A 14,246-nucleotide genomic window follows, 5' to 3' on the forward strand; every position below is an offset into this window, starting at 1 on the left:
CCCGCCCTCGAAGCCGTCCTCATGGTGGTCGACGAGCCGGCCACCGAGGAGCACCTCGCCAAGGTGCTGGAGCAGCCGCGCCGCGCGGTCGCCGACGCGCTGCGCGAGCTCGCGGACGAGTACACCGTGCAGGGCCGCGGCTTCGAGCTCCGCCTCGTCGCCGGCGGCTGGCGCTTCTACACCCGCCCCGAGCACGCCGCCGCCGTCGAGCGCTTCGTCCTCGACGGCCAGCAGGCCCGCCTCACCCAGGCGGCGCTGGAGACCCTCGCGGTGGTCGCGTACCGCCAGCCGGTGAGCCGTTCGCGGGTCTCCGCCGTGCGCGGAGTGAACTGTGACGGCGTCATGCGCACCCTCCTCCAGCGGGGTCTCGTCGAGGAGGCGGGCGCGGAACCCGAAACAGGTGCGATCCTGTACAGGACGACGAACTACTTCCTGGAGCGGATGGGCCTGCGCGGTCTGGACGAACTCCCGGAGCTCGCTCCCTTCCTTCCGGAGGCGGACGCGATCGAGGCCGAGACGCAGGAAGGGGTTCCGTCGTTCGATCCGGACGCTCCGGACACAGACGACGACGACAAGACGACGACGGAACTTTGATGCGAAGCAGCGGCAGTAACAGCAGCGGACGCGGCAACTACCGGGGTGCCGGTAACTCGCGCGACGACAAGCAGAAGCGCGCGGGCAAGCCCCGTCCCGAGGAGCGCCGCTACGACGTGGGCGGTTCCTCCGAAGGGCCGAAGAAGGGCCGCGGTGCGGCCGCCCGCGGCGGCGCCAAGGGCGCTCCGAAACAGTCCCCGCAGCGCGGCGGCGGCCGCACCGCCCCGGCCCGCTCGCGTGAGTACGACGCCCGCGCGGAGGAGCGCAACCGCGAGCGGTATGCGAACAAGCCGCAGATCAAGACCCCGAAGACCTTCCCGGGCGCGGAGCAGGAGGGCGAGCGGCTGCAGAAGGTCCTCGCCCGCGCCGGCATGGGCTCGCGCCGCGCCTGCGAGGAGCTGATCGACGCCGGCCGCGTCGAGGTCAACGGCAAGATCGTCATCGAGCAGGGCACCCGCGTGGACCCGGAGAAGGACGAGATCAAGGTCGACGGCCTGACCGTCGCCACGCAGTCGTACCTGTTCTTCGCGCTGAACAAGCCGGCCGGTGTCGTCTCCACCATGGAGGACCCCGACGGCCGCCAGTGCCTCGGCGACTACGTCACCAACCGCGAGACCCGGCTCTTCCACGTCGGCCGGCTCGACACCGAGACCGAGGGCATCATCCTGCTCACCAACCACGGCGAGCTGGCCCACCGCCTCACCCACCCCAAGTACGGCGTCCAGAAGACCTACCTCGCCGCCATCCAGGGCCCCCTTCCGCGCGAGGTCGGCAAGCGGCTCAAGGACGGCATCCAGCTCGAGGACGGGTACGCCCGCGCCGACCACTTCCGGGTCGTCGAGCAGACCGGCAAGAACTACCTGGTCGAGGTCACCCTCCACGAGGGCCGCAAGCACATCGTGCGCCGGATGCTCGCCGAGGCGGGCTTCCCGGTCGACAAGCTCGTCCGCACGTCCTTCGGCCCGATCGCGCTGGGCGACCAGAAGTCGGGCTGGCTGCGCCGCCTGACCAACACCGAGGTCGGCATGCTGATGAAGGAAGTCGGTCTCTGACCCGACCCGACCGTTCCGCAGGAGCCCGCGGCCGTCGCTTCGACGGCCGCGGGTTTTTTCGTGCTTGTCGCGCCGCCCCCACCGCTTTATAGTCAGAATGACTCTTAAGGAAGGGAGCGGGAGCACGTGGGCCTCGCGGACATACTCGGACCACTGCAGCAGCCGCTGTTCACTCTGCTCGGCACACCGTTCAGCTGGACCGAGGTCCTCGGCTTCGGCAGCGGGGCGCTCTGCGTCTGGCTCGTCGCCCGCCAGCACATCGCCAACTGGCCCATCGGCATCGCCAACAACGTCCTGTTCATCCTGCTGTTCACCCAGGCCGGCCTGTACGCCGACGCCGGCCTGCAGATCGTCTTCATCGCCCTCGCCGCATACGGCTGGTGGACCTGGACCCACGGGGGTGGACCAGGCTCCTCCGACGCCCTCCCGGTGCGCCGCACCACGCGCACCGAGTGGACGTGGCTGCTCGCGGCGGGGGCGGTGGGGACCCTCGGCCTGACGCTCCTCCTGGCCCGCGCCACAGACTCGACCGTCCCCTTCTGGGACGCCCTGACCACCGCGCTCTCCCTCATGGCGACGTACGGACAGTGCCGCAAGCGGCTGGAGTCCTGGTGGCTCTGGATCGCGGCCGACCTCGTCTACGTACCGCTGTACGCGTACAAGGAGCTCTATCTCACCTCGCTGCTGTACGTCGGGTTCCTGGCCCTCTGCGTGCACGGGCTGCGCAACTGGACGCGTGACCCGGCCGTACAGCGGCGGCAGTTGGCGGAGGCGACAGCATGAAGCGCTACCGGCACGGACTCGTACTCGGCAAGTTCTATCCGCCGCACGCCGGCCACCACCACCTCGTGCGCACCGCGGCCGACCGCTGCGACCGGCTCACCGTCCTCGTCTGCGCCGCGTCCGTCGAGTCGCTCCCGCTCGACGAGCGGATGGCGTGGATGAGCGAAGTGCACCCGGACGTCCGGGTGGTGGGTGCCATCGACGACATTCCCGTCGACCTGACCGACCCGGCCGTCTGGGACGCGCACATGGCCGTCTTCCGCGCCGCCGTCCCCGGGCGCGTCGACGCCGTGTTCACCTCGGAGCCGTACGGGGACGAACTCGCCCGCCGCTTCCGTGCCGACTCCGTCTGCGTCGACCCCGGCCGTACGGTCTTCCCGGTCTCCGGCACGGCGGTGCGCAAGGACCCCGTCGGCTGCTGGGACTTCCTGGAGCCGCCCGTACGCGCCGCGCTCGCCCGCCGCGTCGTCGTGCTCGGCGCCGAGTCGACCGGCACCACCACCCTGGCCAGGGCGCTCGCCGAGCACTTCCGGCGGCGCGGCGGGGTCTGGGCGCGGACCGGGTGCGTACCCGAGTACGGCAGGGAGTACAGCGAGCGGAAACTCGCCGAGCTGCGCGCCGAGCGGCCCGGGGCGACCTGGTCCGACGTCCGCTTGCGCTCCGGCGACTTCCCGCTGATCGCCCGGCGGCAGACCGAGCTGGAGGACACCGCCGCCCGCACGGGTTCGCCCGTGCTCGTGTGCGACACCGACGCCTTCGCGACGACCATATGGCACGAGCGGTACATGGGCGGGCCGAGCGAGGAGGTCGCCGAGATCGCCGCCCGTGGCCGCGGTGATCTGTGGCTGCTCACCGACCACCGCGGTGTGCCGTTCGAGGACGACGGACTGCGCGACGGCGAGGAGCTGCGGCCGTGGATGACCGCGCGCTTCGCCGCCCAGCTCGCCCGCACCGGGCGGAGGTTCGTCACCCTGAGCGGCCCGCACGAGCGGCGGCTGGCCGAGGCCGTGGCCGCCGTCGACACCCTGCTCGCCGAGGGCTGGCACTTCGCCGACCCCCTCCCCGAGAGGCGGTGAGCGACATGACGGAGGAGTACGACCCCGGCACCTACGACCCGCGCGCCTTCCCGCCCTTCGCGGTCACCGTCGACCTCGCCGTCTTCACGGTTCGCGACGGCGAGCTGCACGTGCTGCTCATCGAACGCGGACAGGAACCGTTCAAGGGCGCCTGGGCGCTCCCCGGAGGATTCGTCCTGCCGAGGGAGTCAGCGGGCCAGGCCGCCCGCCGTGAACTCGCCGAGGAGACCGGCCTGTCGGCGAGCACCGCCGCCGCGCTCCACCTCGAGCAGCTGCGTACGTACAGCGACCCGGACCGCGACCCCCGGATGCGGGTCGTGTCCGTCGCGTACACCGCGCTCGTCCCCGACCTGCCCGAGCCACGGGGCGGCGGTGACGCCGCGCACGCCCGGTGGATGCCCCACGGCAGCCACGGCAGGCTCGCCTTCGACCACGACCGCATCCTCGCCGACGCGCACGAGCGCATCGGCGCCAAGCTCGAGTACACGTGCCTCGCCACCGCCTTCTGCCCGCCCGAGTTCACGCTCGGCGAGCTGCGACAGGTGTACGAGACCGTCTGGGGCGTCGAGCTCGACCGCCCCAACTTCCGGCGCAAGGTCCTCACCACGCCCGGCTTCGTCGAGGCCGTGGCCGGGGGCGCGCGCCTGACCGGCGGCCGGGGCAAACCGGCCGCGCTCTACCGGGCGGGGCCGGCGAACGCCCTGCATCCTCCACTGCTGCGACCGGAAGGACGGCATACGCCATGACCGCGACAAGGACCGTCACCAAACAGGCCGCCACGGGCACCCTGACCGGACTGGCGCTCGGTGACGCGCTCGGCTTCCCCACCGAGTTCAACGATGTGCCGGCGATCCTCGCCAAGTACGGGCCGTGGCGGGAGATGGAGCTGCCGAGGCCCGCGATCGTCACGGACGACACCCAGATGACCCTGGCCCTCGCACGCGGCATACGCACCGCGATGGACCGGGGCCTGCTCGCCCCGCTGCGGCTGACCCGGCCGGTGCGCGAGGAGTTCGTGAACTGGTACCACTCCCCGGAGAACAACCGCGCCCCGGGCCGGACCTGCCTGGTCGCCTGCCACAAGCTCGACAGCGACATGCCCTGGCAGGAGGCCAGCCAGATCGCCTCCAAGGGCTGCGGCGCCAACATGCGGGTCGCGCCCGTCGGGCTCGTCCCGGGGCTGAGCGAGGGCCAGCGCGCGGGCGCGGCCCAGCTCCAGGCCGCGCTCACCCACGGCCACCCCACGGCCCTGGCGGCCTCCGACCTCACGGCTCGCGCCGTGTTCCTGCTCGCCCAGGGCACGGAGCCGCTCGGCCTCGTCGGCCGGCTGCGCTCGTACGCGTACGAGAACCGCTCCCGCTACGACCACCGCTGGCTCGGCGACCTGTGGACGTACTCGCACGACCCGACGCCCGAGGCCTTCATCGAGCGCGGCTGGGACGAGTGCCTGGCGGTCCTGGAGCGCCTGACCGCCGCGCTGCGCGACCCGAACCCGGAGACCGACCCGTGCCTCGCGACGGGCGACGGCTGGATCGCGGAGGAGGCCCTGGCCACGGCCCTGCTGTGCTTCCTGCTCTTCCCCGAACAGCCCCTCCTGGCCCTCCGGCGCGCCGCCTGCACCAGGGGCGACTCGGACTCGATCGCGTGCCTGACCGGCGCGTTCGCGGGGGCACACCTGGGGGCGGGGGCGTGGCCCAAGGAATGGGCCGAGCGGATCGAGTACCGCAGCGAGCTGCTGACGCTGGGGGCCCTCTGGGACGCCTGATCCACGGCTGGGATGCTCGGGCCATGACACTGGCCCTCCTCCCCGCCGACCTCGCCCCCGTCGTCGCCGAGCAGCCCGACCCGGTGCTCTTCGCCACGGTCTCCGGCGCCCACCTGTACGGATTCCCGTCGCAGGACTCCGACGTGGACCTGCGCGGTGTCCATCTGCTGCCGGTGGAGCAGCTCGTGGGGCTGCGCGAACCGGAGGAGACCCGGTCCCGGATGTGGGACCGGGACGGTGTCGAGATGGACCTGGTCACTCACGACCTGCGCAAGTTCGCGCGCCTGATGCTGCGGCGCAACGGCTATGTGCTGGAGCAGCTGCTGTCACCGCTGGTCGTCCACACGACCGACGCGCACGCGGAGCTGGTCTCGCTCGCCCCTGGCGTACTCACCGGCCACCACGCGCACCACTACCGGGGGTTCGCGAACACGCAGTGGCGGCTGTACGAGAAGACCGGCGAGCTGAAGCCGCTCCTGTACGCCTTCCGCGCGCTGCTCACCGGCGTCCACCTGATGCGCGCCGGCGAGGTACAGGCGCATCTGCCCTCCCTGCTCGGCGAGGTGCGGGAGGCCCCGGGCTTTCTGCCCGAGTTGATCGAGGCGAAGGCGGCCGCCGAGCACGGCCCGGCGGCGGGCCTGTCAGCGGACGCCGTCCGTGCCGACTTCGACGCGCTCCACGAGCTGCTGGACACCGCCCAGGCGGCCTCGGCCCTTCCGCCGGAACCGAGCGCGTACGAGGCCCTGCACGACTTCGTGGTCCGTATGCGGCGGTGACGGCCGCAGGGTCGGGAGGCGACGGCGTGACGGCGTGACGGCGTGACGGCCGTCAGGCCGAGGAGCCGGCGCTCAGCCGGCCGAGGCGCGGCGGGTGCGGATCAGGAAGTCCTCCACCCGGGCGCGGTCGGCCTGCGCGGGCAGCGGACTCGTGGCGGCCGCGTCGTCCGCCTCGTCCACCAGCCGCGTCATCCAGGACTCGACCTCCGCCCATCGCACCTCGCCCCGCTTGATGGCGAGCAGGCTTTCGCGGTCGTCGCCGACGTCGATGACCAGCCGCCCCGTGCGGAGCAGATCGCGGCAGCTCGCCAGCAGCCGCAGCAGATGCATCGCGTGCTTCCACCGCGGAGCGCCGTGCCGGCGCACGTCCGCGTCGAGCTTGCGGCGCTGGCCCACGGCGTACCGCACGAACGTCTCGTGGGCCTGCCGCGACAGGAACGCGTGGCGCAGGGCGAGCAGTTCGCGGCCGGTGTCGTCGATGTGCTCGACCAGCGGGGAGTGCAGACACTCCAGGATGTTGGGGTTGGCGCGCAGCGCGAGCTCGCAGAAGCGTTCCAGCTCCCAGGAGAACTGCTCGTCGGCCGGGCCCTCCACATGCGTCGGGGGCTTCTCGAAGCGCCAGTACAGCGGAGTCGGCGCCAGGAACACACCTCGCCGGTCGGTGTCGCTGTCGTCCGTTGCCAGCCCGAAGGCGCGCGAGCCCATCACGCAGGAGTAGACGGTGTGGTCACGCACGAGCGCCTCGGGAGTCATGCGCGACAGGCTACGTGAGGCTCCGTGACGCTACGTGAGACGGATCTGGTCCCCGGTGACGGTGATCTGCTTCGCCGCCAGCGGCCGCTGCGCGGGCCCGCGCGCCACCGAGCCGTCCGTGATGCGGAACTTGCTGCCGTGGCAGGGGCAGTCGATCGTGCCGTTCTCGACCTTGTCGACCAGACAGCCCTGGTGGGTGCAGACGGCCGTGAACGCCTTGAAGTCGCCCTTCGTGGGCTGGGTCACCACCACCTTCTGGTCCTTGAAGACCTTCCCGCCGCCGTCCGGCACCTCGGACGTGGTGCCCAGCACCTCGCCCGCGGGCGGCTGCGCGCCGTCGCTCTGCTCCCCGGTGGGTTGCGTCGGCGAGGCCGGCGCCGGGCGCAGCGTCACATCGTCGCTGCCCTCGTCCCCGTACTTGCTGCAGCCCGGTACCACCAGCAGGGCGGCACCGGTCACCAGGACCGTACGGCGGGTGGTGCCCTCATTGCTCACGCGGTCACTCATCTCGTCACTCCGAACGTGCGGAAGAACCAGAGCGCCGAGGTCAGCCAGAGCATCGTGAGCGACGCGAAAACCAGCCCGCCGATGACCGGCAGCAGCCACCCCGGCAGTCGCTCCATGCGCAACAGCAGCATCTTTGCGCTGAATACGCCGAAAAAGAAGCAGCCGAGGAACGAGTGCCAGGCCGCCCGCGCGGTGGACACCTGATAGCCCAGCGCGTACAGGCAGTGCACGGCCACGGGCACGGCCAGCAGGAACGCCACCCGGCCCGACCAGCGGTGCAGTGTGGGCGTCCAGGACGTGGCCCGCAGGCCGGGCATCTGCCCGTACATCATGAGCGCGGTGACGAGCTGCACGATCGCGAAGGCGAGCGACGCCGTGGCCAGCCAGGCCTTCACCGCACTCGGGCTGGTGAAACCGGCCAGGTTGAAGGCGGTGGCGGCAGGGGCGTGCAGCCTTCCGTACACCCCGAGGGCCACCGCGACGGCCATCGCGACCAGGGCCGGGACGAGATAACGGACCGCCTCTGAGCCGGCGAGCCCGGGCGAGGGCCCCTCCGACGGCGGCTGGGGCTGGGCCCCGGACGGGGGTGGCGGAGGGGGCGGAGGTGGAGGCGGCGGGAAGTCTCCGCTCCGCGGCGGGTCGACGTTCATGAAGCACCTCGGGGACGCTGGGGACGCTCAGGGGGCGACGGGGCGGGCGGTCAGCTGGGTGCCGTCCACCGTGACGGCGCCGGTCTTCGGGTCGATCGGGGGAGCGGCGGCGGGCTTGCCGTCGCGGGTGACGATGCCGACCTGGCGGCCGTCCTGCAGGATGATCCAGCCGCCCTTGAGCTCGGCGCCGCGCACTTCGGCGGTGGCCCGGTAGAGCCCGGACGGCTTGACCGCCTTGGTGGCGGTGAACGACCAGTTGCGGTCGCCGACGTCGACCGTTCCTGTGACCTTGCCCCCGCTCAGGATGCCGTCCAGCTTGGCGTTGGTGTCGCTGCTGGTCAGATGCATGTCCCCGTCCTCCTCGACAGGGCCGCGCATCCAGGCCTCCCGGGTGCGGCCGTCACAGACGTAGGCGATGGCCTGGTCGCCGCGGAGCGAGATGGCGACGGACGCGGTGTCGTCGGTGGTCCGGCCCGCGTACTCGGTCCGCGGCCCGGCACTCGCAGTCGTAGCCGGGGGCGGGGTGCGCGTCGGGGACGGGGGTGGCGTCGGGGGCGCGGGTGGACTCGGACTGGGGCTGGGGCTCACGGACGGGCGGTTGCGCGCCGTGGGCACCGGCTCACCGGTCGTGGCGTTGAGCGACAGCATGAACAGGCCGAGCACCAGTCCGGCGAGCAGGGTGATCAGTGGTCCCGGGTGCTTCATCGGCGCCTTCCGCAGGGACGGCGGGCAAGTGGAATTCCATGCAAACGGATGTGACGCCCTGTGTCCACCGCTCGACGTTCCGTAGTGGTCCGGGTGGCGGCACCGTCGGGGGCAGGTGACATTGGCCGTGGACCCCCACATTTCGATACGTGAGAGGCAGGGCCATGGCGGGAAATGATCTCGGGAGCCTTCTGGGCAGTCTGCTCGGCGGCGGCCAGAGCGGTGGCCAGGGCGGTGGCCAGGGCGGCGCCGGAAACATCCTCGGAGCGCTGCTCGGTGCACTCGGTGGCAGTGGCAGTGGCGGCGGCGCCGGCGGTGCGGCCGGAGCCGACCCGCTCGGCGGACTCCTGGACATGCTCACCAGGTCCGGCCTCGTCGACCAGGCCCAGTCCTGGGTCGGCACCGGGGAGAACCAGCCGGTCAGCGGCACCCAGATCGCCGAGGCGCTGCCGTCCGAGACGCTGGACAAGGTGGCCCAGGAGACGGGTGTGACGCCGCAGCAGGCCGCGGACGAGATCGCGCAGTCCCTGCCGCAGGCCGTCGACAAGCTCACGCCCAACGGCCGGCTCCCCTCCGGGTCGCTGGAGGACATCATCCGGCAGCAGCGCATCTGACCGGCAGCAGGGGATCCGATCGCGCCCCCACAGCCGAACCGCGGCGGCCGCACCTCCTGTCTCGGAGGACGGTCGCCGCGATCGTGTGTCCGGGCACCTGACTACGCTGATCGGAGCACGCGCAGTAACGACAGGTGAGGAGCACGACGTGGCGGTACGAGCCGTCCGGGGAGCCGTCCAGCTGGAACGGGACGAGGCCGGGCACATGGACGAGCAGGTCAGTGAGCTGCTCACCGCCATCCTGGAGCGGAACGGGCTCACCGCGGACGATCTGATCAGCGTCTGGTTCACGGCCACGCCGGACCTCCACAGCGACTTCCCCGCCGCGGCGGCGCGCGGCCTCGGGATCGTCGACGTACCGCTGATCTGCGCGCAGGAGCTGGACATCGAGGGGGCGATGCCGCGCGTCGTGCGGATCCTCGCGCACGTCGAGTCCGACAAGCCCAAGTCCGAGATCGCGCATGTGTACCTCGGTGCCGCGGCCGCCCTCCGCAAGGACATCGCCCAGTGAGGACCGCGCTCGTCATCGGAACGGGGCTGATCGGTACGTCGGCAGCGCTGGCGCTGGCCGGCCGGGGCGTCACGGTCCACCTCAGGGACCACGACCCGGCGCAGGCCAGGACAGCGGCGGCGCTCGGCGCGGGTACGGACGAGGCGCCCGAGGGGCCGGTCGACCTCGTGATCGTGGCCGTACCGCCCGCGTTCGTGTCCGCGACCCTGGCCGAGGCGATGCGCGAAGGGGCCGCGCGCGCCTACCTCGACGTCGCCAGCGTGAAGGGCGGGCCGCGGCGCGAGCTGGAGGCACTCGGCGTCGACATGGCGACGTACATCGGCACGCACCCCATGTCCGGCAAGGAGCGGTCGGGCCCGCTGGCCGCGACCGCGGACCTCTTCGAGGGCCGGCCCTGGGTCCTCACACCGACCCGGGACACCGACACCGAGGTGCTCAACCTGGCGCTCGAGCTGGTCGCGCTGTGCCGCGCGGTCCCGGTGGTCATGGACGCCGACGCACACGACCGTGCTGTCGCCCTCGTCTCCCACACCCCGCAGCTGATCTCGTCGATGGTCGCGGCGCGGCTGGCGGACGCGGACGAGACGGCGGTGCGGCTGTGCGGGCAGGGCATCCGCGACGTCACCCGCATCGCGGCCTCCGACCCCCGGATGTGGATCGACATCCTCTCCGCCAACCCGGGCCCGGTCGCCGACGTCCTCGCGGGCGTCGCGGCCGACCTCGACGAGACGGTCCGCTCCCTGCGGGCCCTCCAGTCCTCCGACGACGACAAGCGCCGTGAGGGGACCGACGGCGTGGAGGACGTCCTCCGCCGCGGCAATGCCGGCCGCGAGCGCGTCCCCGGCAAGCACGGCGCGGCCCCGACGACCTACGAGACCGTCGCCGTCCTCATCAGCGACCAGCCCGGCGAACTCGCCCGGATCTTCGCGGACGCGGGCCGGGCGGGCGTGAACATCGAGGATGTACGCATCGAGCACGCGACGGGCCAGCAGGCGGGCCTGGTCCAGCTCATGGTGGAGCCGGCCGCGGCCCCGGTCCTGAGCGCGGCCCTGCGGGAGCGGGGCTGGGCGCTGCGGCAGTAGCGACTCGGGGGCTCGGCCCCCGGGCCCCGTGGTGCCCTGCGGGCAGCCAGGCCCGACGACGCCGTCCGGCGGGCCGGAGTTCGGTCCTCGAACGCCGGACGGGCACCAAAGGCGCCCCGCCCGGGGTCCACCGGGGAGCCCCGAACTACGGCCCCGCTCGGGGCCCACGCCCGCAGGGCGGTGGGGGTTCGGGGGGGCGGAGCCCCCGCAATCGGGGCCTTGGGCGAAGCCCCCAGTTCGGGGACGGTCGGGTGGGGGAAAGGCCGCGCGCAGCGGCCCCGGGGTCCGGGGCGTGCATACGGGTGCATGGGCAAGGGCCCGCACTCGGTAACCTTGTGCGGGGCACCTTGGCATTCGGCCTGCCCGTAAACGCGTATCAGGAAGGTCTCCGACACCGTGGAATCCGTGATCGTCGCCATCGACGGCCCCTCCGGCACGGGCAAGTCGAGCACCTCCAAGGCGGTTGCCGCGGAGCTGGGGCTGAGCTACCTCGACACCGGCGCACAGTACCGGGCGATCACCTGGTGGATGATCAGCAACGGTGTCGACGTCGACGATCCGCTCGCGATCGCGAGCGCCGCCGCGAAGCCGGTGATCGAGTCCGGTACGGACCCCTCCGCGCCGACGATCACCGTCGACGGGCTGGACGCGTCCGGGCCGATCCGTACGCAGGCGGTGACCGCCAGGGTCAGCGCGGTCAGCGCGGTCCCCGAGGTGCGCGCCCGGATCACCGAGCTGCAGCGGTCCATCGCCGCCGCCGCCGAGAAGGGCATCGTCGTCGAGGGCCGGGACATCGGCACGACCGTCCTGCCCGACGCCGACCTGAAGATCTTCCTGACCGCCTCCCCGGAGGCCCGCGCCGCACGCCGCAGCGGCGAGCTGAAGGGCAAGGAGGCGACCGACCTCGCCACCACCCGTGACGCGCTGATCAAGCGGGACCAGGCCGACTCCAGCCGGAAGACCTCCCCCCTCGCCAAGGCGGGCGACGCCGTCGAGGTCGACACCACGGACCTCACGCTCGCGCAGGTCATCGAGTGCGTCGTCACCCTGGTTGAGGAGAAGCGGGCAGCGAAGTGACCGCACCGTCCGCGAAGGGCGCCGCCGTCGGCCGGCGGATCGGCATCGGCATCATGCACACGCTGTGGAGGCCGCGGGTCCTGGGCGCCTGGCGGGTTCCCGCCACCGGCCCGGTGATCCTCGCCGTCAACCACGCGCACAACATCGACGGGCCGATGCTCATGGGCACGGCCCCGAGGCCGGTGCACTTCCTGATCAAGCAGGAGGCCTTCGTCGGGCCTCTCGACCCGTTCCTCACCGGAATCGGGCAGCTGAAGGTGGACCGCGAGAACGCCGACCGCACCGCGATCTCCAACGCGCTCGCGGTGCTCGAGAACGGTGGTGTGCTCGGCATCTTCCCCGAGGGCACCCGCGGCGAGGGCGACTTCGCCTCCATCCGCGGCGGCCTCGCCTACTTCGCCGTCCGCTCCGGCGCCCCGATCGTCCCGGTCGCGGTGCTGGGAACCACAGGCAGGGACGGGCGGGAAGATGGAGCGAGGGGCGGACGGTTGATACGGGCGCTGCCCCCGCTGCGCAGCCGCGTCGACGTCGTCTTCGGTGACGCCTTCGCCGCGGGCGACGCGGGCGGACGACGTACGCGCAAAGCGCTCGACGAGGCGACCGTACGCATCCAGGAGCGGCTCACCGCACACCTGGAAAACGCCAGGCGCCTCACCGGGCGCTGAGCGAGACTTCAGTAGTGAGCCCCGGGCCCACGGGCCCGCCCCGGCTCACCGACCACCAATGAACGAGGAACGGACTTCATGAACGACCAGCACGACCACGGGGCACTCGGCGACACCGAGTACGCGGAGTTCATGGAGCTCGCCGCGGAGGAGGGTTTCGACCTCGAGGACGTCGAAGGCGCGATCGAGGAGGCGGGCCACGGCCCGCTGCCCGTCCTCGCCGTCGTCGGCCGCCCGAACGTCGGCAAGTCGACCCTGGTGAACCGCTTCATCGGCCGTCGCGAGGCCGTCGTCGAGGACAAGCCCGGCGTCACCCGCGACCGCGTCACGTACGAGGCCGAGTGGGCAGGCCGGCGCTTCAAGGTGGTCGACACCGGCGGCTGGGAGCAGGACGTCCTCGGCATCGACGCCTCCGTCGCCGCCCAGGCCGAGTTCGCGATCGAGGCAGCCGACGCGGTCGTCTTCGTCGTGGACGCCACCGTCGGCGCCACCGACACCGACGAGGCCGTCGTCAAGCTGCTCCGCCGCGCCGGCAAGCCCGTCGTCCTCGCCGCCAACAAGGTCGACGGCCCCTCCGGCGAGGCCGACGCCGCGATGCTCTGGTCGCTCGGGCTCGGTGAGCCGTTCCCGGTCTCCGCCCTGCACGGCCGTGGCACCGGCGACCTCCTCGACGAGGTCCTCAAGGCGCTTCCGGACGCCCCCGCCCAGACGTTCGGCGCCGCGGTCGGCGGCCCGCGTCGCATCGCCCTCATCGGCCGCCCGAACGTCGGCAAGTCGTCCCTGCTGAACAAGGTCGCGGGCGAGGAGCGCGTCGTCGTCAACGAGATGGCGGGCACCACCCGTGACCCGGTCGACGAGCTCATCGAACTCGGCGGCACGACCTGGAAGTTCGTGGACACCGCGGGCATCCGCAAGAAGGTCCACCTCCAGGAGGGCGCCGACTACTACGCCTCGCTCCGCACCGCTGCGGCGGTCGAGAAGGCCGAGGTCGCCGTCGTCCTGATCGACACGAGCGAGTCGATCTCCGTCCAGGACCAGCGGATCATCACGATGGCCGTCGAGGCGGGCCGCGCGCTCGTCATCGCGTACAACAAGTGGGACACCCTCGACGAGGAGCGCCGCTACTACCTGGAGCGCGAGATCGAGACCGAGATGCAGCAGGTCTCCTGGGCGCCCCGGGTCAATGTCTCGGCCTCGACCGGCCGGCACATGGAGAAGCTGGTCCCGGCGATCGAGACGGCGCTGGAGGGCTGGGAGACCCGCGTTCCGACCGGCCGGCTCAACGCCTTCCTCGGCGAGCTGGTCGCCGCCCATCCGCACCCGATCCGCGGCGGCAAGCAGCCGCGCATCCTGTTCGGCACGCAGGCGGGCACGAAGCCCCCGCGTTTCGTGCTCTTCGCGTCCGGCTTCCTGGAGCACGGCTACCGCCGCTTCGTCGAGCGCCGGCTGCGCGAGGAGTTCGGTTTCGAGGGCACCCCGATCCACATCTCGGTGCGGGTGCGCGAGAAGCGCGGCAAGAAGAAGTAGCGCGGAAAGCAGAAACAGCGCGGCCTGGACAGCGGGCAGGGGGAGGGAAGAAAAAAAGAAGAGGGAGGGGAACGACCCCCCCCCCTCCCTCTTTTTCCTCCCCCTCCCC

Annotated in this window: 17 protein-coding genes; 13 read left to right on the forward strand and 4 right to left on the reverse strand. The window is 72.1% G+C overall.

Translation table 11 applies throughout. The annotated features are described in order from the left end of the window. Positions 1–21: 21 nt before the first annotated feature. From scpB to ACFV9O_RS17845, 7 genes are all read left to right on the forward strand, one after another. Positions 22–594: an SMC-Scp complex subunit ScpB gene (gene scpB, locus ACFV9O_RS17815; RefSeq protein WP_351233085.1), complete on the forward strand. Its 573-nt coding sequence runs from the start codon at positions 22–24 to the stop codon at positions 592–594. Continuing rightward, complete coding sequence (locus ACFV9O_RS17820) at positions 594–1,646, forward strand: pseudouridine synthase (RefSeq protein WP_385418582.1); 1,053 nt, start codon at positions 594–596, stop codon at positions 1,644–1,646. The genes scpB and ACFV9O_RS17820 overlap by 1 nt, the downstream gene beginning before the upstream one ends. 126 nt (positions 1,647–1,772) lie before the next feature. Further along, positions 1,773–2,429 (forward strand): nicotinamide riboside transporter PnuC, encoded by a 657-nt coding sequence (pnuC, locus tag ACFV9O_RS17825; protein WP_385418585.1) that lies wholly within the window; start codon positions 1,773–1,775, stop codon positions 2,427–2,429. Beyond that, positions 2,426–3,505 (forward strand): AAA family ATPase, encoded by a 1,080-nt coding sequence (locus ACFV9O_RS17830; RefSeq protein ID WP_385418588.1) that lies wholly within the window; start codon positions 2,426–2,428, stop codon positions 3,503–3,505. Before pnuC ends, ACFV9O_RS17830 begins: the two co-directional genes overlap by 4 nt. Before the next feature lie 5 nt (positions 3,506–3,510). Continuing rightward, positions 3,511–4,251 carry an NUDIX domain-containing protein gene (locus tag ACFV9O_RS17835; RefSeq protein ID WP_385418591.1) on the forward strand — a complete coding sequence of 247 codons (741 nt, stop codon included), beginning with the start codon at positions 3,511–3,513 and terminating at the stop codon, positions 4,249–4,251. Then, a complete protein-coding gene (locus ACFV9O_RS17840) occupies positions 4,248–5,270 on the forward strand; it encodes an ADP-ribosylglycohydrolase family protein (protein ID WP_385418594.1) in 1,023 nt (340 codons plus the stop codon). Before ACFV9O_RS17835 ends, ACFV9O_RS17840 begins: the two co-directional genes overlap by 4 nt. A gap of 23 nt (positions 5,271–5,293) precedes the next feature. Next, complete coding sequence (locus ACFV9O_RS17845; protein ID WP_385418596.1) at positions 5,294–6,046, forward strand: DNA polymerase beta superfamily protein; 753 nt, start codon at positions 5,294–5,296, stop codon at positions 6,044–6,046. A 72-nt stretch (positions 6,047–6,118) separates the two neighbouring features. Here the strand turns inward: ACFV9O_RS17845 and ACFV9O_RS17850 are convergent, their stop codons facing one another. The 4 genes from ACFV9O_RS17850 to ACFV9O_RS17865 are packed head-to-tail and all read right to left on the reverse strand — an operon-like array spanning position 6,119 to position 8,661. Continuing rightward, complete coding sequence (locus tag ACFV9O_RS17850; protein WP_385418599.1) at positions 6,119–6,799, reverse strand: DNA polymerase beta superfamily protein; 681 nt, start codon at positions 6,797–6,799, stop codon at positions 6,119–6,121. Between the two features lie 30 nt (positions 6,800–6,829). Continuing rightward, complete coding sequence (locus ACFV9O_RS17855; protein WP_385418602.1) at positions 6,830–7,306, reverse strand: Rieske (2Fe-2S) protein; 477 nt, start codon at positions 7,304–7,306, stop codon at positions 6,830–6,832. Next, a complete protein-coding gene (locus ACFV9O_RS17860; RefSeq protein ID WP_385418605.1) occupies positions 7,303–7,956 on the reverse strand; it encodes a DUF6529 family protein in 654 nt (217 codons plus the stop codon). The genes ACFV9O_RS17855 and ACFV9O_RS17860 overlap by 4 nt, the downstream gene beginning before the upstream one ends. Before the next feature lie 27 nt (positions 7,957–7,983). After that, on the reverse strand, positions 7,984–8,661 hold the full coding sequence (locus tag ACFV9O_RS17865) for a hypothetical protein (protein WP_385418608.1): 678 nt from the start codon (positions 8,659–8,661) through the stop codon (positions 7,984–7,986). A gap of 164 nt (positions 8,662–8,825) precedes the next feature. Here ACFV9O_RS17865 and ACFV9O_RS17870 point away from each other — a divergent pair, with 164 nt between their 5' ends. From ACFV9O_RS17870 to der, 6 genes are all read left to right on the forward strand, one after another. Next, on the forward strand, positions 8,826–9,275 hold the full coding sequence (locus ACFV9O_RS17870; RefSeq protein WP_385418611.1) for a YidB family protein: 450 nt from the start codon (positions 8,826–8,828) through the stop codon (positions 9,273–9,275). A 148-nt stretch (positions 9,276–9,423) separates the two neighbouring features. Then, positions 9,424–9,786, forward strand: coding sequence for a chorismate mutase (aroH, locus tag ACFV9O_RS17875; protein ID WP_385418614.1), 363 nt, complete (start codon positions 9,424–9,426; stop codon positions 9,784–9,786). Next, on the forward strand, positions 9,783–10,868 hold the full coding sequence (locus ACFV9O_RS17880; protein WP_385418617.1) for a prephenate dehydrogenase: 1,086 nt from the start codon (positions 9,783–9,785) through the stop codon (positions 10,866–10,868). The genes aroH and ACFV9O_RS17880 overlap by 4 nt, the downstream gene beginning before the upstream one ends. 396 nt (positions 10,869–11,264) lie before the next feature. Next, positions 11,265–11,945, forward strand: coding sequence for a (d)CMP kinase (cmk, locus tag ACFV9O_RS17885; protein WP_385418620.1), 681 nt, complete (start codon positions 11,265–11,267; stop codon positions 11,943–11,945). Between the two features lie 53 nt (positions 11,946–11,998). Next, a complete protein-coding gene (locus ACFV9O_RS17890) occupies positions 11,999–12,610 on the forward strand; it encodes a lysophospholipid acyltransferase family protein (protein WP_385418730.1) in 612 nt (203 codons plus the stop codon). 78 nt (positions 12,611–12,688) lie between these two features. Then, a complete protein-coding gene (der, locus tag ACFV9O_RS17895) occupies positions 12,689–14,137 on the forward strand; it encodes a ribosome biogenesis GTPase Der (RefSeq protein ID WP_385418623.1) in 1,449 nt (482 codons plus the stop codon). Positions 14,138–14,246: the final 109 nt, after the last annotated feature.

This window comes from Streptomyces sp. NPDC059909 (assembly GCF_042730885.1).
Lineage (GTDB): Bacteria > Actinomycetota > Actinomycetes > Streptomycetales > Streptomycetaceae > Streptomyces.